Annotated in this window: 17 protein-coding genes; 7 read left to right on the forward strand and 10 right to left on the reverse strand. The window is 72.2% G+C overall.

The features are described 5' to 3' along the window. Positions 1-138 precede the first annotated feature (138 nt). The gene (pheS, locus tag ABZ444_RS38710) at positions 139-1,179 is read left to right on the forward strand and encodes a phenylalanine--tRNA ligase subunit alpha (protein WP_358008494.1); all 1,041 of its coding nucleotides are present in this window, start codon (positions 139-141) and stop codon (positions 1,177-1,179) included. Then, complete coding sequence (locus tag ABZ444_RS38715; RefSeq protein ID WP_358008356.1) at positions 1,179-3,734, forward strand: phenylalanine--tRNA ligase subunit beta; 2,556 nt, start codon at positions 1,179-1,181, stop codon at positions 3,732-3,734. Before pheS ends, ABZ444_RS38715 begins: the two co-directional genes overlap by 1 nt. Before the next feature lie 46 nt (positions 3,735-3,780). Here the strand turns inward: ABZ444_RS38715 and ABZ444_RS38720 are convergent, their stop codons facing one another. Next, positions 3,781-4,389, reverse strand: coding sequence for a Uma2 family endonuclease (locus ABZ444_RS38720; RefSeq protein WP_358008359.1), 609 nt, complete (start codon positions 4,387-4,389; stop codon positions 3,781-3,783). 79 nt (positions 4,390-4,468) lie between these two features. Between ABZ444_RS38720 and ABZ444_RS38725 the strand changes: the two genes are divergently transcribed. Further along, positions 4,469-4,702 carry a hypothetical protein gene (locus ABZ444_RS38725; protein WP_358008362.1) on the forward strand — a complete coding sequence of 78 codons (234 nt, stop codon included), beginning with the start codon at positions 4,469-4,471 and terminating at the stop codon, positions 4,700-4,702. 59 nt (positions 4,703-4,761) lie between these two features. Here ABZ444_RS38725 and ABZ444_RS38730 read toward each other — a convergent pair whose 3' ends face one another. From ABZ444_RS38730 to ABZ444_RS38745, 4 genes are all read right to left on the reverse strand, one after another. Further along, a complete protein-coding gene (locus ABZ444_RS38730; RefSeq protein ID WP_358008365.1) occupies positions 4,762-6,069 on the reverse strand; it encodes an MFS transporter in 1,308 nt (435 codons plus the stop codon). 96 nt (positions 6,070-6,165) lie between these two features. Continuing rightward, positions 6,166-6,525: a nuclear transport factor 2 family protein gene (locus tag ABZ444_RS38735; RefSeq protein ID WP_358008368.1), complete on the reverse strand. Its 360-nt coding sequence runs from the start codon at positions 6,523-6,525 to the stop codon at positions 6,166-6,168. 51 nt (positions 6,526-6,576) lie between these two features. Beyond that, entirely contained in the window at positions 6,577-6,981 is a 405-nt protein-coding gene (locus ABZ444_RS38740) for a hypothetical protein (protein ID WP_358008371.1), read from the reverse strand. A gap of 240 nt (positions 6,982-7,221) precedes the next feature. Next, positions 7,222-8,883, reverse strand: a complete 1,662-nt coding sequence (locus tag ABZ444_RS38745; RefSeq protein WP_358008374.1) for a class I adenylate-forming enzyme family protein — start codon at positions 8,881-8,883, stop codon at positions 7,222-7,224. A gap of 262 nt (positions 8,884-9,145) precedes the next feature. Between ABZ444_RS38745 and ABZ444_RS38750 the strand changes: the two genes are divergently transcribed. The 4 genes from ABZ444_RS38750 to ABZ444_RS38765 all read left to right on the forward strand — a co-directional run bounded on the left by ABZ444_RS38750 (position 9,146) and on the right by ABZ444_RS38765 (position 13,851). Continuing rightward, a complete protein-coding gene (locus tag ABZ444_RS38750; protein WP_358008377.1) occupies positions 9,146-10,807 on the forward strand; it encodes an endo-1,4-beta-xylanase in 1,662 nt (553 codons plus the stop codon). Positions 10,808-10,930: 123 nt separating this feature from the next. Then, positions 10,931-11,500, forward strand: coding sequence for a dienelactone hydrolase family protein (locus ABZ444_RS38755; RefSeq protein WP_358008380.1), 570 nt, complete (start codon positions 10,931-10,933; stop codon positions 11,498-11,500). A gap of 228 nt (positions 11,501-11,728) precedes the next feature. Further along, complete coding sequence (locus ABZ444_RS38760) at positions 11,729-12,778, forward strand: TOMM precursor leader peptide-binding protein (RefSeq protein ID WP_358008383.1); 1,050 nt, start codon at positions 11,729-11,731, stop codon at positions 12,776-12,778. Continuing rightward, positions 12,775-13,851 carry a hypothetical protein gene (locus ABZ444_RS38765; protein WP_358008386.1) on the forward strand — a complete coding sequence of 359 codons (1,077 nt, stop codon included), beginning with the start codon at positions 12,775-12,777 and terminating at the stop codon, positions 13,849-13,851. Before ABZ444_RS38760 ends, ABZ444_RS38765 begins: the two co-directional genes overlap by 4 nt. 60 nt (positions 13,852-13,911) lie before the next feature. Here ABZ444_RS38765 and ABZ444_RS38770 read toward each other — a convergent pair whose 3' ends face one another. The 5 genes from ABZ444_RS38770 to ABZ444_RS38790 all read right to left on the reverse strand — a co-directional run bounded on the left by ABZ444_RS38770 (position 13,912) and on the right by ABZ444_RS38790 (position 19,960). Further along, positions 13,912-17,043 carry a DUF87 domain-containing protein gene (locus ABZ444_RS38770; RefSeq protein WP_358008389.1) on the reverse strand — a complete coding sequence of 1,044 codons (3,132 nt, stop codon included), beginning with the start codon at positions 17,041-17,043 and terminating at the stop codon, positions 13,912-13,914. Next, positions 17,025-17,660 carry a hypothetical protein gene (locus ABZ444_RS38775; protein ID WP_358008392.1) on the reverse strand — a complete coding sequence of 212 codons (636 nt, stop codon included), beginning with the start codon at positions 17,658-17,660 and terminating at the stop codon, positions 17,025-17,027. Before ABZ444_RS38775 ends, ABZ444_RS38770 begins: the two co-directional genes overlap by 19 nt. Before the next feature lie 3 nt (positions 17,661-17,663). Continuing rightward, positions 17,664-18,695 (reverse strand): DUF559 domain-containing protein, encoded by a 1,032-nt coding sequence (locus ABZ444_RS38780; RefSeq protein WP_358008395.1) that lies wholly within the window; start codon positions 18,693-18,695, stop codon positions 17,664-17,666. A 57-nt stretch (positions 18,696-18,752) separates the two neighbouring features. Further along, on the reverse strand, positions 18,753-19,412 hold the full coding sequence (locus ABZ444_RS38785) for a sensor domain-containing protein (protein WP_358008397.1): 660 nt from the start codon (positions 19,410-19,412) through the stop codon (positions 18,753-18,755). Between the two features lie 113 nt (positions 19,413-19,525). Next, complete coding sequence (locus tag ABZ444_RS38790) at positions 19,526-19,960, reverse strand: helix-turn-helix domain-containing protein (protein WP_358008401.1); 435 nt, start codon at positions 19,958-19,960, stop codon at positions 19,526-19,528. Between the last annotated feature and the right edge of the window lie 23 nt (positions 19,961-19,983).

The following is a 19,983-nucleotide window of genomic DNA, read 5'->3' on the forward strand; positions in this document are numbered from 1 at the left end:
CTTGACGCCCGTCGAAGTCGGTCCGGTGGGCGGGCCCCACTAGACTCATTTCCGCTCAAGCCCTGGATACGGAGCTCACTCTTGTCTGACTACGACCCCGTCGAGGTGACGCCGTTGCACGCCGACGAGCTGTCCCGCATGGAGGCCGACGCCCTCGCGGCGATCAAGGCGGCCGACAGCCTCGACGCACTCAAGCAGGCCAGGCTGGCGCACGCGGGCGACCGCTCGCCCATCGCCCTGGCCAACCGCGAGATCGGTGCCCTGCCGCCGGCCGCCCGCGCCGAGGCCGGCAAGCGCGTCGGCGGCGCCCGCAGAGCGATCAACGAGGCGCTGGCCGCCCGCCAGGCCGAGCTGGAGGCCGAGCGCGACGCCCGGGTGCTCGTCGAGGAGAGCGTCGACGTCACCCTGCCCTGGGACCGGCGGCCGCGCGGCGCCCGCCACCCGCTGACCACGCTGCAGGAGCGCATCGCCGACGCGTTCGTCGCCATGGGCTACGAGGTCGCCGAGGGCCCCGAGCTCGAAGGCGAGTGGTTCAACTTCGACGCGCTCAACATCGCCACCGACCACCCCGCCCGCTCCGAGCACGACACGTTCTTCGTGGACTCCACCGAGTCGGGCATGGTGCTGCGCACCCAGACCTCGCCGGTGCAGATCCGCGCGCTGCTCCAGCGCGAGCTGCCGGTCTACGTGATCTCGCCGGGCAAGACGTTCCGCACCGACGAGCTCGACGCCACGCACACCCCGGTCTTCCACCAGACCGAGGGGCTGGCCGTCGACGAGGGCCTGACCATGGCCCATCTCAAGGGCACGCTCGACAGGTTCGCCGAGGTCATGTTCGGCGAGGGCATCACCACCCGGTTCCGGCCGAACTACTTCCCCTTCACCGAGCCGTCCGCCGAGATGGACCTGAAGTGCTTCGTCTGCCGCGGCGCCTCGGCGATCCCCGGCAACCCGCCGTGCCGCACCTGCAAGTCCGAGGGCTGGATCGAGTGGGGCGGCTGCGGCATGGTCAACCCGCGGGTGCTCATCGCCTGCGGCGTCGACCCCTCGCGCTACTCCGGGTTCGCGTTCGGCATGGGGATCGAGCGCACGCTGATGTTCCGCCACAACGCCGAAGACATGCGAGACATGATCGAGGGGGACGTGCGTTTCACGCTCCCGTTCGGAATGGAGATCTGATGAAGGTCCCGCTCTCCTGGCTGCGGGAGTACGTCGATCTCCCGGCGGCCACCGCGCACGAGGTGGCCGACAGGCTCACCATGGCCGGGCTCAAGCTCGAGGCCATCACCTCCTACGGCCACGACGTCAAGAACGTCGTCGTCGGCGAGGTGCTGGAGATCGAGGAGCTCACCGGCTTCAAGAAGCCGATCAGGCACTGCAAGGTCGAGGTGGGCGAGGCGACGCCGCGCGAGATCGTCTGCGGCGCCACGAACTTCGTCGCCGGCGACCGCGTCCCCGTCGTGCTGCCCGGCGGCGTGCTGCCGGGCGGGTTCGAGGTGGGTGCGCGCAAGACGTACGGGCGCATGTCCGAGGGCATGATCTGCTCCGAGCGCGAGCTGGGCCTCGGCGACGACCACAACGGCATCATGGTGCTGCCCGCCGGCACGCCCATCGGCACCGACGTGGTCGAGCTGCTCGGCCTGCGCGACGACGTGATCGAGCTGGAGATCACGCCCGACATCGGCTACGCGCTGTCCGTCCGCGGCGTGGCCCGCGAGGTGGCCACCGCGTTCGGCGTGGCCTTCCGCGACCCGGCCGACGTCGAGGTGCCCGCCGAGACCGAGCCGTCCTGGCCGGCCTCCATCGGCGACCCGACGGCCTGCGACCGGTTCGTGCTGCGCGAGGTGCGCGGCTTCGACCCGGCCGCCCAGAGCCCGCTGTGGATGCGGGTGCGGCTGAGCCGGTCCGGCATGCGCCCGGTGTCGCTGGCCGTCGACATCACCAACTACCTGATGCTGGAGCTGGGCCAGCCGCTGCACGCCTTCGACCGGTCGAAGCTGACCGGCGAGATCGTCGTGCGGCGGGCCCGTGCGGGCGAGCGGCTGGAGACGCTCGACCACGTCGTGCGCGAGCTCGACCCCGACGACATCCTCATCACCGACCAGTCGGGCCCGATCTCCATGGCGGGCACGATGGGCGGCCTGGAGACCGAGATCTCCGACGGCTCGACCGACATCGTCATCGAGGCCGCCCACTTCTCGGCCACCGGCATCTCGCGCGAGTCGCGCCGGCACGGGCTGGTGTCGGAGGCGTCCAAGCGGTTCGAGCGCGGCGTCGACCGCGAGCTGCCGCTGGTCGCCTCGTGGCGGGCGGTGCGCATGCTGGCCGAGCTGGGCGGCGCGACCGTGCAGCCCGGCGTGACGCACGCCGAGGTCGACGTCACGCCGGCGCGCATCGCGATCCCGGCCGGTCATCCGTCGGCCGTGGCGGGCGTCCCGTACTCCAAGGAGGTCGTCGTCGGCCGCCTGGAGCAGGTGGGCTGCCTCGTGGCCGACGGCGACGACCCGGCCGTGCGCGAGGGCGGCGTCGACCCGACCGGCGTCGTGACCGGCGGCGAGCTGGCCGCCAGGCTGGCCGTCACCGGCCCCGACATGATCACGGTCACCCCGCCGTCGTGGCGGCCCGACCTCACCGACCCCAACGACCTGGCCGAAGAGGTCATCCGGCTGGAAGGCTACGACCGGCTGCCGTCGGTGCTGCCCAGCGCTCCGGCGGGCGCCGGGCTGACCGAGGGGCAGCGGCTGCGCCGGCGGGTCGGCCGGGCGCTGGCCGAGGGCGGCTACGTCGAGGTGCTCAGCTACCCGTTCATCGGGGCCGACGACTTCGACCGGCTGCAGCTGCCCGCCGACGACGCGCGGCGCCGGGCCATGCGCCTGGCCAACCCGCTGTCGGAGGACGAGCCGCTGATGCGCACGACGCTGCTGCCCGGCCTGCTCAAGACGCTGGTCCGCAACGTCGGGCGCGGCTTCGGCGACGTGGCGCTGTTCGAGACGGGCGCGGTCTACCGGCCCCGGGAGAACGCCCCCGCCGCCGCCCCGGTGCTCGGCGTCTCGCGCCGTCCCACCGAGGAGGAGCTGGCCTCGATCGAGGCGGCGCTGCCCGACCAGCCGTTGCGGGTCGCGGTCGTGCTGGCCGGGGAGTTCGAGCGGTCCGGCTGGTGGGGCTCCGGCCGGCAGGCCTCCTGGGCCGACGCCGTGCAGGCCGCCCGGCTGATCGCCGCCGAGTCGCGGGTCGAGCTGTCCATCAGCGCCGACCAGCACGAGCCCTGGCACCCGGGCCGGTGCGCCGCCCTCTACATGGGCGACACGCTGGTGGGGCACGCCGGTGAGCTGCACCCGCGGGTCATCGAGGCGTACGGGCTGCCGCCGCGCACCGCCGCGATGGAGCTGGAGCTGTCGCGGCTGGAGTCGGGCATGCCGGGTCCGGTGCAGGCGCCGCCGGTGTCCCCGTACCCGGTGGCGACGCAGGACGTGGCGCTGATCGTGCCCGACTTCACGCCGGTGGCCGACGTGGAGGCGGCGTTGCGCGACGGGGCCGGCGAGCTGCTGGAGTCGGTGCGGCTGTTCGACGTCTACGCGGGTGAGCAGGTGGGCGAGGGGAACAAGTCGCTCGCCTACACGATGCGGTTCCGGGCGGCGGGCCGTACGTTGACGGTCGAGGAGACGACGGCGGCCAGGGACGCGGCGGTGGCGATGGCGGCCGACCGCGTGGGAGCCCAACTCCGCAGCGCCTGAGTCGACCTGAGGGGGCCGGTACGGATCGTCGTACCGGCCCCCTTAGTCATGTGATGTAGAGCGTCGTGAGGTCGATGTCGATGTCGAACGGCGCGGTCAGCTTGAGCCGGTCGTGGTGGATGCCGGTGTTGGCATAGCTGTTGGTGGCCGGGTCGATTTCGTAGACGTAGACCACCGGCAGGCCCGAGGCTTCCTCGATGCGCCAGAAGTGGGGGATACCTGCCTCGGCGTAGAGAGTGGGCTTGCGCTTCCTGTCGCGGACCACCGAATCAGGAGAGACGACCTCGACGGCGAGAAGGACATCTTTGGCGTCGAAGTAGGTGACGTCTTGCTGAATGACGGCGTTGGGGCCCAGCACGATGAGATCCGGTTCAGGCCGTTGTTCGGGCCCCAGTTTCACGCTCATCTCCTGGCGAAGACGGTAGCCCTCGGGGGCAGCCTCTCGCAGCCGGAGATGGAGCTGGAAGATCACTGTGTGATGGAAGTCGCGCTGGGGGCTCACGAAGACCAAGCTTCCATCGATCAACTCTGTGTGCGCAGGCAAATCCGGAATGTGATCGAGGTCTTCGGCGACGTAGCCCTGCGGCGGGGGGAAAGCCCAGTCGGGGAGTGAGGAAGAGGACTCCATCGTGAGGATCACCGCTTCGGCAGTCATGGTCCAACGCTAACCAATGTATGCCGCTCACGCTTGGTGAACGAACGTACACGCGTTCAACTCGCGGGAGAATGTGGGCATGAGGCAGTTGCTGGTGTTCGGCGAGCGTGGGGATGCCGAGGAGGTCGCCGAAACATTGGGGGAGTGGTTCCCGGGGCTCGGGGTGCCGCGGGTGGTACGGGAGACGCTCGCCGGTGAGGACGACGCCGAGGACGCCCAGTGGCTCGTCGTCGTGGACGGGCTGGACGAACAAGCCCTCGGCCAGGTGGACGAGCTGGTGGAGCGGTACGAAGGCTGGCGGGAGCCGGAGTAGGTCCGCCCCCGCCGCTGGAGCCGGTCGGGCCGGTGGGACGGCCGCCCGTGGTGGGTTGGTCAGGCTGGGGTGGGCTGGTCGGAGGACTGCTGGGTGCGGCGGGCGCGTTCGGCGATCGCGTGTTCGTCGGTTCTGGCGTCGTAGTGGCGGAATCTGGGCAGGGCGGCGGCCAGGCCCAGGACGGCGCCCACGCACAGCAGGCCGCCCGCGCCCAGCGAGAAGCGGGTGCCGCCGAAGTTGGCCATCAGGCTCGCGCGGGCGTTGCCCAGCATCGGGCCGCTGGCGTACGACAGCAGCTCGATGCCCGCCAGGCGCCCGCGCAGCTCCTGCGGGATGGTCTGGTTCCACATCGTCGTGCGGAAGATGCCGCTGATCATGTCGGCCGCGCCGGCGAGCGCGATGCACAGGAAGACCAGCCACACGCTGGGGGCCAGCGCGGTCAGCGTCATCGCCACGCCCCACAGCGCCGCCGCGACGATCACGCCGAGGCCCTGCCGCTGGACGCGGGCCGTCCAGCGGCCGGTCACCGAGGCGGCCAGGGCGCCCACGGCGGCGGCAGAGTACAGCAGGCCGAGCGACTCGGGCGAGCCCAGCTCGTCGGCCAGGAACGGGAACAGCGCGTTGGACATGGCGAACACCATGGCCGCGATGTCCACCAGGTACGTGCCCATGAGGTCGCTGCGGCCGGTGGCGTACCGCACGCCCTCGATCAGTGACCTGAGCGAGGCCGGCGCGGCGTCCTCGACGGGCGGCAGCGACCTGATGCGCCACAGCAGCGCCAGGGAGAGCACGAAGGTCGCCGTGTCGATGGCGTAGGCGACGTGCGTGCCGAGGTGGACCAGCAGCAGGCCGCCCAGTGCCGGGGCGACGATCGCGCCGACGTTCCAGCGCAGGCTGTTCAGCACCGCCGCCGCGGCCTGCTGGTCGTGCCGGACGACCTGCTGCATCACCGCCTCCAGGCTCGGACGCTGCAGGCAGGCGATGCCGGTGGACAGGGCGCCCATCACGTACAGGACCCAGACCTGCGGGTGCGGCAGCATCGCGTTGACCACGAGGGCGGCGGTGGTGACCAGCAGGCCCAGCTCGCTCAGGACGATGATCCGGCGGCGGTCGAGCGCGTCGGCGATCGCGCCGCCCCACAGCCCGCACACCACCATCGGCACGAACTCCGCCAGGCTCATCAGCCCGACCGCGACGTAGGAACCGGTCAGCTCCTTCATCTGGTACGGCAGCGCCACCATGGTGATCATCGTGCCGAACATGGTGACGACGCCGGCGCCGAACAGCAGGCGGTAGTCACGGGAGGCGCGCAGCGGGCTCAGGTCGGGTGAGAGCTGACGGAGCAGGCGCATGAATGGTGCGGGCACGAAGTCTGATTGTCGGACCACGTCCGCGATGAGGGCAAATCATTTTGGAACGGCGAAGGCCCCCGGGGGGAACCGGGGGCCTTCGCGGGAGGGGCGTCAGGCTGCGGGCACCTTGTCGAGGAAACCGAGGACCTTGCGGATCCGGCCGTCCTCGGCCAGCTCGACCACGTCGAAGCCGACGGCCAGGGGCTCCTCGCCGGCCGGGCCGAGGTGCCAGGTGAAGCGGGCGATGTGGTGGTGGGCGTCGAACACCTCGCCCGGCGTGAACACCAGGCCGGGGAACATGCCCTGCGCGCCCTCGATCACGGCGGCGATCCCGGCGTGCCCGGCCACGTCGGCCATCGGGTCGGTGTAGGTCGCGTCCTCGGTCCACAGCTCGGCGACGGCCTTGGCGCGGGCGTCGGCATCGGTCTCGTTCCAGGCGGCGATGTAGTGCTCGACGAGTTCGGCGGTCATGATGATCTCACTTTCTTCCAGGAGTTCTCTCAACGGTTCTCAGGAGAGGTGTCAGCGGCGGGCTTTGCGCAGGCCGGTGATCTGCAGCTCGGCGAACAGCCCCACGACCAGGGCCTGGGCGATGGCCCAGACGGCGCCGAGCGTGCTGAACTCGAGCGCGCCGGTCACGACGGCGGCCACGCTGCCGAGGGTCCAGACGACGTTCAGGCCGATGACGGCCTTGACGGCGGCCGGGTTGATCGTGGGGCGGGAGGCCAGCAGGCCGACGGCGGCGCCGTACACGAGGAGGAAGATCCCGATCTCGCGCAGCAGGCCCGCGCCCGGGCCGAGCAGGTCGCTCGCGGGGCCGGCCAGGGCCAGGTAGACCAGCCCGTTGCCGCCGGTGACGACGGCGTCCGCGATGAGCGCGAGGCGCAGGAACCTGGTCCGGTCGGTGGTGACGGTGAGGGCGGTCATCTCGGCTCCTTCAAGTGCTGGTTGCGACACTTGAACGATGTCAGCCGGGGCGTAGGGGCCGCGATTACGCGTCAGGTAATGAAGTCCGCGAACCGGCCGTCGAGCTGCGGATTCTTCGGGCAGAAAGAACGGGGCGCCCCCTTGCGGAGGCGCCCCGGACGGGGTTTCAGGGGTGTGCGACCTCCCGGGAGCGGCGTCCCGGAAGCGGGTTCGGGAGTGCGGCGTCCCGGCGGGGAACGGTCAGGAGCCGAGGACCTCGCGGCGCAGATGGGTCTTGAGGATCTTGCCGCCGGGGTTGCGGGGCAGCTCGCCCTCGCGGAACCACACGTGCGCCGGGATCTTGAACTTGGCGATCCGGTCCGTCAGGAACGAGCGCAGCTCCTCGGCCGTGACCGACCGGCCCGGCGCCGGCCGGATCACCGCGCCGACCTCCTCGCCCAGTTCGTCGTGCGGGACGCCGATCACCGCCACGTCGTCCACCGCCGGGTGCTCGAACAGGGCGGCCTCGACCTCGGCGCAGTAGACGTTCTCGCCGCCCCTGATCACCATGTCCTTGGCGCGGTCCACGATGTAGACATAGCCCTCGTCGTCGATCCTGGCCAGGTCGCCGGTGTGCAGCCAGCCGTCCACGAACGTCTGCGCCGTGGCCTCGGGCTGGTTCCAGTAGCCCATGATCACGTTCGGGCCGCGCACGCACAGCTCGCCCACCTCGCCGGCGGGCAGCTCGGCGCCCATGGGGTCCACCACGCGCACGTCCACCACGGCCGAGGGCATGCCGATGCTGTCGGGCCTGGCGTGGTACTCGGCGCCGCCGTTGCCGATGGCCAGGGCGGTCGTCTCGGTCATGCCGTAGCCGTTGGAGGGGGCGCGGTCGGGCAGGTTCGTGGTGATGCGCTCCAGCAGCTTGGGCGGGGCGGGGGCGCCGCCGTAGCCGAGGGTGGTCAGGGACGACAGGTCGTACTTGCCGAAGTCGGGGTGCGACATGAGCTGCCAGGCGTTGGTCGGCACGCCGATCATCGTGGTGACGCGTTCCCGCTCGATCAGCCGCAGCGCCTGCTCGGGGTCCCACTTGTACATGAGCACCACGCCGCCGCCGGTGAACATCGAGGTGGTCATGCCGGAGAAGCAGCCGGTGACGTGGAACAGCGGCACGGTCAGCAGCGTCACCCGGCGCACGCTCGCCGCCGCGCCCACGTCCTTGCCGGCCATGGTGACCGAGCGGACGAGGCCGTAGGCCACCGTCATGGGGGACTGGCCGAGGTTGCGGTGGCTGCCCAGCGCGCCCTTGGGCCGGCCGGTGGTGCCGGAGGTGTAGAAGATCGTCGCCGGGTCCTCGGGGGACAGCTCCACGTCGGGCAACTTCACGTCGGCGGTGACCTCGCCCAGCACGTCGCCGAACGAACGCGCGCCCTCGGGCACCTCGCCCCTGGTCACGATCATCGGCACGCCCGTGGAGGCCAGCCTGACCGCCCGCTCGCCGTCGGCGATCAGCACCTTGGCCCCCGAGTCGCGCACGCCGTAGGCCAGCTCGGCCTCCGTCCACCAGGCGTTCAGCGGTACGGCGATGGCCCCGGCGGCCAGCGTGGCCGAGAACGAGACCACCCATTCCGGGTAGTTGCGCATGGCGATGGCGACGCGGTCGCCCTTGGTCACGCCGTACTCCTCGACCAGGCGGGCGGCCAGGGTGGCGGCGCGGCGGAAGTGCTCCTCGAAGGTGATGTGCTCGTCCTCGTAGGCCAGGAAGACCTGCTCGCCGTGGAACCTGCTGGTCTCCAGCAGGGCGCGGAAGTGTGCCGGCGCGTGCTTCCACGTGCGTACCCCGGTGTTGCCGATCTCCTCGGTCTCGAAAAGCTGGCCGGGGCCGGTGAGCTGGGCTTGGACCTGGGCGTGCGAAAGGGACATGCGCAGAACTCCCGCATCAGACGATTCTTCCGGACTTTCACAGTACCGACCGGTAGGTACGTCGCGCTAGAGCAGCGAAAACCCCTGGCGCGAGCGTTCGTGAAACTTTCATGAGAAGGCCGATATTTTTTGCCCGCCAACTGCTCGTTTGGCGGCGGTACGCGATCGGCATTGACCGTTCTGCCGCATGTCAATACCGTCTGCGATGCGATCCGCCGAGGATCGAAAGGTTTCGGAATCGAGTGCCTGCCTCCGGAGGTAGATGCCCGTGCTCTCGTCCCTGTCCGTCAGAGTCCTCGCCCTGCTGGGGATTCTCGCAGCAGTCCTCCTCCCGGCCACCGCGGCCGACGCCTCGGCGCCCCTGCGCACGCACGCGTCCGCCAAGGGCAAGTTCATCGGCACGGCGCTCGCCACCGGCCCGCTGGCCGGCGAGACCTCCTACCGCACCATCGCGGCGACCGAGTTCAGCCAGGTCACCCCCGAGAACGCGATGAAGTGGGACGCCATCGAGCCCGGCCAGGGCCAGTTCAACTACTCCGGCGCCGACGCGATCGTCGCCTTCGCCGCCCAGAACGACCAGCAGGTGCACGGCCACACCCTCGTGTGGCACAGCCAGACGCCGGGCTGGGTGCAGGGCCTGAGCGCGACCGCGATGCGCGCGGCCATGCAGAACCACATCGCCAACGTCGTCGGCCACTTCGCCGACGACCCGGCCGTGGTCTCCTGGGACGTGGTCAACGAGGTCTTCGACGACAGCGGCAACCTGCGCACGTCGTTCTGGTACAACACGCTCGGCTCGGGCTACATCGCCGACGCCTTCCGCGCCGCCCGCGCCGCCGACCCCGACGCCGAGCTGTGCATCAACGACTACAACACCGAGGGGATCAACGCCAAGAGCACGGCGATCTACAACCTGGTCTCCTCGCTGCGCCAGCAGGGCGTGCCGATCGACTGCGTCGGCTTCCAGTCCCACCTGGCCATCCAGTACGGCTTCCCCGGCGACTTCCAGCAGAACCTGCAGCGCTTCGCCGCCCTCGGCGTCCAGGTCCGGATCACCGAGCTGGACGTGCGCATGCAGACCCCCAGGGACGCCACCAAGGACGCCACCCAGGCCACCTACTACCGCAACGTCGTCAACGCCTGCCTCGCGGTGACCGCCTGCCAGGGCGTGACGATCTGGGGCTTCACCGACAAGTACTCCTGGGTGCCCGACACCTTCCCCGGCCAGGGCGCCGCGCTGATCTACAACGAGAGCTACCAGCAGAAACCGTCGTACACCGCCGTGCACGACGCGCTGGCCGGCGGCACCGGCACCGACACCACCCCGCCCAGCACGCCGGGCACCCCCACGGCGGGCAACGTCACCGCGAGCTCGGCCACCCTCACCTGGGCCGCCTCCACCGACACCGGCGGCAGCGGCCTGGCCGGCTACGACGTCTACCGCGAGCAGGGCGGCACCGACACCCAGCTCGGCCGGTCCACCGGCAACAGCATCAACCTGACCGGCCTGACCGCGGGCACCCAGTACCAGGTCTACGTGCGGGCGCGCGACGGCGCGGGCAACCTGTCCGGCGACTCCCCGGCGGTCACCTTCACCACCCTCACCGGAGGCGGAACCGGCGGCTGCACCGCCGCCGGCACCGTGCAGACCCAGTGGAGCGGCGGGTACGTCATCCAGCCCGTGACCGTCACCAACACCCGCACGTCCGCGACCAACGGCTGGACGGTCACCTTCACCCTGCCCGCCGGGCACAGCCTGACCGGCTCCTGGAACGCCGCCGTCACCGTCAGCGGGCAGAACGTCACCGCCAGGAACGCCGGGTACAACGGCACGCTCGCGCCCGGCGCGAGCACCAGTTTCGGGTTCCAGGTCAGCAGGCCGGGCGGCGACACCGCGACGCCGTCCGCCTACACCTGCTCCTGACCCGCGCGATCCCCGGGCGGACATGGCCACCGCCCGGGGCCCCGCACGCCGGCGTGGCGGGCCACGGGAGGGTGCCCGAACGGGGCCCTTGGTGGGGCCTGCGCGCGATGGTACACAGTGCACATGGCAGAGATCATCCTGTTGCACTCCGCACAGGGCCTGCGACCGGGGGTAATGGGGGCCGCGGAGGCGCTTCGCGCGGGCGGGCATGTCGTGCGCACGCCCGACTACTACGACGGCGAGGTCTTCGACGACCTCGAATCCGGGCTGCGCAAACGGGACGCGATCGGCTTCGACGAGCTCGCGCGCCGCTGGCGGGAGATCGCCGCGCGGGCGCGCGGGCCGGTCGTGTTCGCCGGGTTCTCGCTGGGCGGGTTCGGGGCCCAGCTCCTGGCCGCCACGCACCCCCTGGCCCAGGGGCTGCTGCTCTACCACGGCTGCGCGGCCGTGGCCGAGGTGGGCGCGGAGGGGTGGCCGGTCTCGGTGCCGGTGCAGCTCCACTACGCGGAGGGCGACCCGTGGGTGGACGCCGGCGACGTCCGCAGTCTGCGTACGGAGCTGGGGCCGTTATTCGAGTGCTTCATTTATCCGGGAAATGTGCACTTGTTCGCCGATCCCGATCTTCCCGGATACTCGGAAGAGTCGGCGGCGCTTATGTGGAAACGATCCCGCGACTTTATTGCACGGATATAAGACGATTTCGCGGATATTTCGTACTTGGGTCTATCAAAAGGGGCGATCTTTACTTTATGATCTCATCGGCCCATCAAGATCGACGGAAGGATCGCTCATGACGATCGAGATCAAGAAGGTCGAAGAAGTCGAGACCACCGGAAACAGCAACAGCTGCTGACCTCTTCGGGCCTCCCGCGACGCGGCCCGACCCCGCGGGAGGCCCTCACTCGCCCGGGAGCCGCCTTCATGCCCAGGATTCAGGTGAATCCGGTCTTCCCCCTGTTCATCGACGACGCCCGCGGGCGCGTACGGCTCGGCGACTTCCCCCCGACCGGCCAGATCCTCGACCCGGCGCCGCCACCCCTGCGCCGCCTGCTGCGCCTGTGCGCCGAGACCCCCGTCGAGCAGTCCGACCTGTACGACCTGCTCGACGACCTCACCCCCGCCGAGATCGACTCGGCCGTCGAACAGCTGCGCGCGGCCCGCTTCCTGGTCACCGACGCCGAGCTCGCCACGCTCGCCGCCGACGCCCGGCTGTCCAGGTTCGCGCTGTTCATGGCCATGTTCCAGCCGGCCGACCGGGCCGTGGCCGCGCTCGGCGACCTCGCCGGCAGGCACGTGGCGGTGCTCGGCGCCGGCGCGATCGGCGGCCAGGTCGCCCTGCACCTCGCCACCTCCGGTGTCGGCCGCCTGACCCTGCTCGACGACGACCGCGTCGAGATCGGCAACCTGCACCGCCAGCACCTCTACACCGTCCGCGATCTCGGCGAACCCAAGACGGCCGCGGCCGCCCGCAGGCTGCGCGAGCACTGCCCGGACGTCCGCGTCACCCGCGTCGAGCGGCGCATCACCGGCCCCTCCGACGTCGTCACCGACGCCGACCTCGTGGTCAACACCGTCGACACCCCGCAGCCGCACATCCGCCGCTGGGTCAACGAGGCCTGCGTACGGGCCGGCACGCCGTTCGTCACCGGCGGCTTCAACCAGCACGTCGGCCTGCTCGGCCCGCTGGTCGTGCCCGGCAAGACCGGCTGCCTGGCCTGCCAGGAGGCCGCCCTGGCCGCGCGGTACGGCTCCACCGTCCTGCCGGCCAACGACAACCCCGGACGGGCCATCCCGTCGTTCGGCCCGTTGTGCGGGATCGTGTCGGGCATGCTCGCCGCCGAGGTGATCCGCTTCCTGACCGGCACCGGCGCTCCCGCCGTCGAGGGCCGCGGTCTCTGGCTCGACCTGCTCACGCTGACCACCACGGCCTACGACTTCGACCGCCGCGACGGCTGCGAGGTGTGCGGGTGAAGACCGAGCCGCGGACCGATCTGTCGTTCCTCAGCGTGGTGGCCGACGGCCCGGACGACTACGTGATCGGCAACGGCGAGACGTTCGTCAACGTGCCCGGCGTGGCGGCGGCCGTGGTCGAGGCGCTCGACGGCACCAGGACGGCCGCCGAGGCCCGCGCCCTGGTGCTGGCCGAACGCGGCCTGGACGTGGACGTCGCCGAGTTCGTGACCGGGCTCGGCGCGGCCGGGCTGCTCGGCCGGCCCCGGCGCCCACCCAACCTGTGGGACCGGATCAGGCCCGGCCACGTGGCCTGGCTGTTCTCCCGCCCGGCGCACGCCGTGCTGGCCGCGCTGACCGTGTGCGCCCTGGCCGCGGCGGTCGCCAGGCCCGGCGTGCTGCCGTCGTTCTCCTCGCTGGTCTGGTCGGACAGCCTCACCTTCACCGTCGCCTTCGCCGCGGGCTCGTGGCTGCTGGTGCTGGTCCACGAGCTCGGCCACATCGCCGCGGCCCGGTCGCTCGGCGTGCGGGCCGAGCTGTCGCTCGGCACCCGCCTGCAGTTCCTCGTCGTGCAGACCAGGATCACCGGCGTCTGGGGCGTGCCCAGGCGCGCCCGCTACCGCGCCCACCTGGCCGGCATGCGGGTGGACTGGTTCCTCGCCTGCGCCGGGACCTGCGTCCTGTACGCCGCCGACGTGCCCGTGGTGCGGCTGGTCGTGGTCATCTGTCTGTCGCAGATCGCCTGGCAGTTCCTGTTCTTCATGCGTACCGACGTCTATTACGCCATCGCCAACGCCGGCGGCAACAAGAACCTCATGGCCGACGCGCAGGCGTACCTGCGGGCGCGGCGGACCGGTACGGCGCCGCGCGGCGTCCGGGTGTACGCCTGGTTCCTGGTGGTGGGGCGGGTGCTCGGGCTGGCCTTCTTCGCGCTCTACACGATCCCGGTGACGGTCGCCGTGTGCCGCCGGGCCGTCGAGGAGCTGCCGGGCTGGCAGCCGGTCGCCGCCCTGGCCGTCGTCGCCGCCGGGTGGGCGCTCTACCTGGCCGTCCTGGCCCGCCGCCTGCTCACCTCGGGCCGCCCGTCCTCCTGAGACGGCCGACGCGGGTCGCCCGGTCCCGGCCGCCCCCTCCGGCGGCCGGGACCGTGGCGATCAGGCGCCCCCGCGGCTCCTGGCGACGACCTCCTCCGTGGTGAGCGGCGCCTTCGGGTGGTGCGTCAGGCACATGGGCACGCGCGCCTTGGCGAACCCGCCGCCCTCGCCCGCCACGTAGAACTCGCCCGCGCCCAGCCGGGAGATGTCCGGCACGTCGCCGCCGCCCTTGAACTGGGCCATCTCCCTGGCCGCGCTGATCTGGATCGGGGCGTTCAGCAGGCCGAAGAACTGCGTGGCGCAGTTGCCGGGGATCTGGTTGTGCAGCCCCTTGGGCGCCTGCGTGGCGAAGACCAGGCCCAGGCCGTACTTGCGGGCCTGGGAGGCGAGCAGCACCGTGCTGCGGGTGGAGACCGACGCGCCGCCCGCCGCGGGGGCGAACGTCTGCGCCTCGTCCATGACGAACAGCGCGCCCAGCGGACGGTCCTGGGCGGGGTGCCGCTTGAACCAGACGAACAGCTCCATCTGCAGCCGGCTGACGAAGCTCTGCCGCTGCTCCAGGCCCGGCAGCCCGGCCAGGCTGATCACCGAGACGCGGGCCCGCCTGCCCGGCGGCGGCGTCACCAGCAGCCCGGGATCGACCGGCTCGCCGGCCCCGCCGAACAGCGGGTCGTTGTCCATCGCCGCGGTCAGCGACTGGGACAGGTCGGCCGCGATGCGCCGGGCGCTGGCCAGCTCGCTCACCCCGTCCGGCAGGTCGGCCAGGTACGCCGCGAACCCTCTCAGGCTGGTCGCGCCGCCGCCTCCGTAGGCGGCCAGGGCCCGCCTGAGCACGGCCTGCCCGCGCAGTGCCTTGTCGGTGTTGGCGTCCAGCCTGACCCGCGGCACGATGAACGCGACCGCGGCCTCGACCGCCTCGGCGAACTCGTCGGGGTCGCCGGCCAGGCTCGCCAGGTCGGGCAGCGGCTGGAAGCTCAGCGGGCGTCCGCCCGTCCGTCCCGGCGTCCAGACGGTCACGTCGGTGGCCGCCAGGTACTCCTCGGCGCGGCGGGCGTCGCCCTCCGCCCACGTGCGCGGCGGCTCGGGCCACGGCTCGTCCAGCCTGGCCAGGTCGTTGTTCGGGTCCAGCACGATCGAGGAGACGCCGCGCAGCGCGCACTCCTCGACCAGCCGCCTGATCAGCACGGTCTTGCCCGAGCCGGAACCGGCGAAGATCGCGGTGTGCTTGCGCAGCGCCTCCAGCGCGATCCGCACCGGCTCGCCGTCCGCGATCCGCCGCCCGATCGTCAGGGACCGCTCCTGGTCGCCGCCGCCCTGGCCGCTCGCCGCCACAGGGATCTCGGGGGCCGGCACGGCGGGAACGCTCCACGCGTCGGCCAGAGCCTCGGTGAGGAAGCCGATCCTGGACGTCGGCCGCCGCGCGGCGAGCCAGGCGGCCAGGTCCGGCGGGCTCTCCGCCACCAGGGCCCGCAGCGCGGCGAGGACCAGCAGGTCCTGCCGGCTCATCCGCAGCGTCCTGCCACCGGCCCGCTCGAAGGCCGCGATCGTCTCCCGCGTCGCCGGCCCTTGCGACCATGGGGTGTCGCGCAGCAGGAACAACCGCCGCTTGGGCACCTCCGCGTCCAGCCCGGCCGCCACGCACGCCTTGCGGACGCGGTTCAGCGCCGCGTTCCCGTGCGTCGCGCTGACCGCGCGGAAGGCCCAGTGGACCTCGTCCTCCCTGCTCTCGTCGAGCGTACGGCGCAGCCGGGCGTGCAACGGGGGCTTGGCGCTCGGCGGCGGGTCCACGCCGAAGGCCCGGCCGGCCTCACCCTGCTCGGCGATCCACGCATGCAGCCCGGCGGCCAGCAGCGCGGGCATCACGGCGTCCTCACCGGCCTGGTCGATCACCGGAGCCTGCGCGGCCTCCAGCAGCTCGGCGAAGCGGGCGTCGAGCGCGTCGAGCGCGTCGAGGTCGGCAGGGCGCGCGGGCGGCTGCGGCCGCGGCGCCGCCTCCGCCGCGAACCCGGTCAGCTCCCTGACCTCGCCGTCCATGACGCAGGCGTGGACGTGCCGGTCGATCCGGATGAGCAGCTCCCGAGGGGTGAACCCGGGCGCCTGCTCGAACGCCTCCGGCCGGACCGGCCAGGTCGGGTACGGCGGCTTGACGCCCGCCTCGCCGTACTGCACCTCGAAGCGGGTGGCGACCAGGGCACGGGCGGTGGCCGCGTCGGGGATGGTCATGAGCGGGACCGCCTGGCGGAAGCGGTCGCGCACGGTGTCGACCGCCACCCGCTCGATGAGCGCCCACGTGGCGGGGATGCAGGTCACGACCGTCAGGGTCCGGCGGGTGACCTCGCGCAGCGCCATCAGCCCGCCCGCGATGCGCTCGATCATGAGCTGCTCGGCCGGGTCGTGCTCGGCGCCGCCGGAGGTGGTGACCCGTGACTGGGCGACGAGCGGGTCGATCTGGTCCACCGCGACGATGGTGGGGCCGGTGAGCGCCATCAGCCGCGACAGGTCCCTGACGATCTCCTGCGGCGTGCGCCCGAGCTGCCGGATGCCCCAGCGGGCCCGCTCGCCCGGCTCGCCCTCGGGCGCCGACGACAGGTACGACTCCCCGAGGTCCTGCAGCCCCGGATCGTCGCCGGCCAGCAGGACCAGGGCGCGCGCGGCGTCCTGGCTGTCGCGGCCGACCTGGCCCCCGACGCGGCGGAACGCGGTGACGAAGGCGTCCAGCTCGTCCCTGGTGAGGCCGCGCTTGCCGGTGACCGAGCGGCGGGCCATGCGGGACAGGCCCGCCATGATGGCCAGGCGGTCCAGGAGCACGGTGAGCTGCGTCTGCCCGTCGTGGCGGGGCCGGGAGAGGCTGTCCAGCAGGGAGACCACGATGCTCTCCCAGAAACCCTTGGCGTCCAGCAGGCCGACCAGGATGAAGTAGCCGCCCTCGCGCTGGGCGCGTTCACGCAGCCAGCCGAGCAGGTGGGTCTTGCCGGTGCCGCGCTGGCCCTGCACGACCACGCCGATGGGGCTGCTCTCGGGCCGGTGGGCGGCCGCGGCCAGCCCGTCGAGGAGGATCTTCGTCGACGCGCCGTGCAGGCCCTCGACGTGGAAGGGGGAGCGGCGCCACACGTCGTCGGCGCCCTCGGTGTAGTTGAACGTCAGCGCGGCCAGGTCCGCGATGCCGCCGCCGCTCACAGCTCGCCGATCCACAGCAGATGCTTGTCCTGCCCGCCTATGATCACCGCCGCTTCCCGGTCCTCGGGCGTGAGCGTCTTCTGGTTCGACTCCGGGACCAGGTTCACGTCCGGAAGGCGTTCCATCTGGACGAGCGTCTCGTCCACCTCCTGCCTCGGCACGGCGGGAAGCAGCCGCCGGAGCGGGGTCAGGCTCACCCACGAACCAGGGGCGGCGGCCAGCTCGGCGTACGCGGCACGGATGCGCGACTCCAGACCGGCGGGCAGGACGTCCGGCTCGGGCTGGAAGATCTCCGACAGCCGCTGGTCGGTGCGCCGCATGAACCGGGGCAGCCATTCCAGCAGGGCTCGCGCGATGGCCCCCGACGAGCCGGTCTGCGGCGGGATCGCCCCGGCCCGCAGGTCCTCGGCCAGCCTGGCCCACCCGGAGTCGGTGAGCACGTGCACGAAGGCGCGTCCGCGCCTCGGCTGCCGGCTCTCGACCAGCTTCAGCTCGTTGAGCTTCAGCCGCCGCTGACCGTCGATGGTCAGCCTGTAGTGCTCCTTGAGCTCGCTGTTGGAGATCTCGCGGGCTTCGACGGCCAGCACCAGCAGGGCAGTGAACTCGGGCAGGGTCAGCCCTTTGTCTGGCATATCTCATCCTTCCGCTCTGCGGCGGTTCCGCAGAAACTGGCCGATCTGACGGACGACGGTGTCCATGTCAGTCATCACCTGAGCATCGGGAAAGCGCAGCACGGCGTAACCATCGAGTTGGAGGAGCACGTCCCGCTGCCGGTCGGCGGCGAACTTGGCCGGAGCGCGGTGGTCGGGACCGTCGATCTCCACGACGCACCGCTCCCGCTCCCAGAGCAGGTCCACCCGGATCGGCACGGCCAGCGGACCCGGCCGGTACGTCTGGTTCCAGGCCCGGCCCCCGGCCCACGCCCGCGCGGACAGCGCGGCCTCCAGCGCCAGCTCGCTCGCGCTGCCCGGATGCGGCCGGCCCGCCACCGGCGGATACGCGACGGCGGGCGCCCGGTCGGCGGTCGCGGGAAGCGGGACGGCCTCCCGGGCGCTATCCGCAGCGGCCGGGAGCGGGTTCGTGGGGAGCGGGGTGGCGATCGTCCGTACGCGGTCGTCGTGCAGGGGCGCGCCGGCCAGCCAGACGCCGGCCCGGCCCCGGTGCGCCAGCCACTCGCACCCGGCGACCAGCACTTCCCGTGCCGCCGCGGCGAGCCCGTCCGGCACCCTCACCAGGACCGCCGGCCGGGCCCGGCCGAAGCTGTCGGCCAGCACCCTGACCAGCCCCGCCGCCCGGACCTCCGGCGCCAGCCCGCTGGGTCCGCCCGTCAGCGCCCGCCGGGCCAACTCGGCGAGGAACGGCCCGAAATGGCCGGTCACCGAGGCCCTGCGCAAGGCCAGCGCCTGGACCGCGGCCACGTTCACCCCGGACGGGCCCTCGATGCCCTCGGCGCCCGGCAACCAGGCCGGGAACAGCGCGATGGCCGCCTTGTCCAGCTCACGCAGGACGGAGGCGGCCAGGTCGGCGACGGAACGTTCCTCGGCGGCGAAGAAGGTGACGACGGCCGGGGCGTCGTCCGGCAGGGGATCGAGGGCCAGTGCCACGGCGTCGGGGTCGGCGTCGAGCCGTACCACCTGGCCGATCGGCAGATCTGCCCACGACGGCACGGCTTCCCTGCCCTCACAAGATCGGAAACTTCGGCACTTGGGAGGGTAGCCCCGTCCCTACCGGGCTGTCACCCAGACCGGGGACGCAGCCTCCATGGACGGGACGTGGGCGCGGGTCAGCAGGGCCTGGGACACGCTCGCCTTCACCAGGGCCGCCGTGCGTACCACCGGGACGAGCGTGAGCGCGAACAGCAGGCCCACCGCCGTGTTGAACGCCACGAACGGCACGGTCCCGGTGCCGAGGCCGAGCAGGGCGGGCAGGCCGCCGTCCACGCCGGGGATCGCGGCGATCGCCCAGCCGTAGATCGGGAAGGTCAGGCCGAGCACCGCGCCCGCCCACCACACCGCGCTGACGACGGCGGCGGCCAGCGAGACCGGGAAGGCGATGATCGCGTGCAGCAGGTCCATCGCCGCCTGGCCGGAGGCCACCGGGTTCATCATGCGGCGGAAGGAACCCGCCCCCGCGGGGACCTGCGCGTAGCGGGGGCGGGCGATCGGGTGGCCGAGCACTCCGGGGAGCGCGGCGCGCTCCAGGTCGGCGAAGTGGCGGGCCATGGCGGCGGTGGCGGCCAGGACGGGCAGCCCGACGAACACGACCGCCGAGCCGAGACCGGCCGAGACTCCGGCGACGGCGAGGGTGAAGGAGGCGGCGGCCGCGGGGAGGCCGAGCAGGGTGTAGCGGGTGTCGGTGGCGACGCGGTGCCGGAGGGTTGTCATGGCTACGACGCTACGGGCCCGGCGGGGGAGTGATCGATCCTGGCGGCGGGCCATTGCGTGGTAGGGCGGGCCCTACCACGCCCCCCGGCGGACCGCTGGGCGGACGCTTCCCGCTACTGCGGCTGGTCGACCCGGATCACGGTCAGCTCCTGGGGGCGCACCGGCTCCCGGCAGTGCGCGCACACCGTGAGCGGCTCCAGGGGCTCGCCGCACGAGTGCCGCCACACGGTGGGCGGCTCGCCCTCGGTGACGTGGCGGTCGCCCCAGTCCATGAGGGCGAGCAGGACCGTGTGCAGGGCCTGGCCCGACTCGGTGAGGACGTACTCGTGGCGCGGCGGGTGCCGCTCGTACGGCACCCGCTCCAGCAGGCCCACCTCGACCAGCTTGCGCAGCCGGGCGGTGAGGATGTCGCGGCTGGCGCCGGTGTTGCGGGCGATCTGGTCGAAGCGGCGCACCCCGAGCATGATCTCGCGCATCGCCAGCAGGCTCCACCGCTCGCCCACGACGGCCAGCGCGTTGGCGATCGAGCACTCTCTCGGGCGGGACAAGGCCCCTCCGTCAGGTAGGTCCG

It is taken from the genome of Nonomuraea sp. NPDC005730, assembly GCF_040630865.1.
In the GTDB taxonomy this organism is placed as follows: domain Bacteria; phylum Actinomycetota; class Actinomycetes; order Streptosporangiales; family Streptosporangiaceae; genus Nonomuraea.

Excerpts from the sequence above, each read along its gene's own strand:
- pheS (WP_358008494.1), top strand. The coding sequence starts at position 139 with ATGGAGGCCGACGCCCTCGCGGCGATCAAGGCGGCCGACAGCCTCGAC.
- ABZ444_RS38715 (WP_358008356.1), top strand. The coding sequence starts at position 1,179 with ATGAAGGTCCCGCTCTCCTGGCTGCGGGAGTACGTCGATCTCCCGGCG.
- ABZ444_RS38720 (WP_358008359.1), bottom strand. The coding sequence starts at position 4,389 with ATGACTGCCGAAGCGGTGATCCTCACGATGGAGTCCTCTTCCTCACTC.
- ABZ444_RS38725 (WP_358008362.1), top strand. The coding sequence starts at position 4,469 with ATGAGGCAGTTGCTGGTGTTCGGCGAGCGTGGGGATGCCGAGGAGGTC.
- ABZ444_RS38735 (WP_358008368.1), bottom strand. The coding sequence starts at position 6,525 with ATGACCGCCGAACTCGTCGAGCACTACATCGCCGCCTGGAACGAGACC.
- ABZ444_RS38740 (WP_358008371.1), bottom strand. The coding sequence starts at position 6,981 with ATGACCGCCCTCACCGTCACCACCGACCGGACCAGGTTCCTGCGCCTC.
- ABZ444_RS38745 (WP_358008374.1), bottom strand. The coding sequence starts at position 8,883 with ATGTCCCTTTCGCACGCCCAGGTCCAAGCCCAGCTCACCGGCCCCGGC.
- ABZ444_RS38750 (WP_358008377.1), top strand. The coding sequence starts at position 9,146 with ATGCCCGTGCTCTCGTCCCTGTCCGTCAGAGTCCTCGCCCTGCTGGGG.
- ABZ444_RS38755 (WP_358008380.1), top strand. The coding sequence starts at position 10,931 with ATGGCAGAGATCATCCTGTTGCACTCCGCACAGGGCCTGCGACCGGGG.
- ABZ444_RS38760 (WP_358008383.1), top strand. The coding sequence starts at position 11,729 with ATGCCCAGGATTCAGGTGAATCCGGTCTTCCCCCTGTTCATCGACGAC.
- ABZ444_RS38775 (WP_358008392.1), bottom strand. The coding sequence starts at position 17,660 with ATGCCAGACAAAGGGCTGACCCTGCCCGAGTTCACTGCCCTGCTGGTG.
- ABZ444_RS38785 (WP_358008397.1), bottom strand. The coding sequence starts at position 19,412 with ATGACAACCCTCCGGCACCGCGTCGCCACCGACACCCGCTACACCCTG.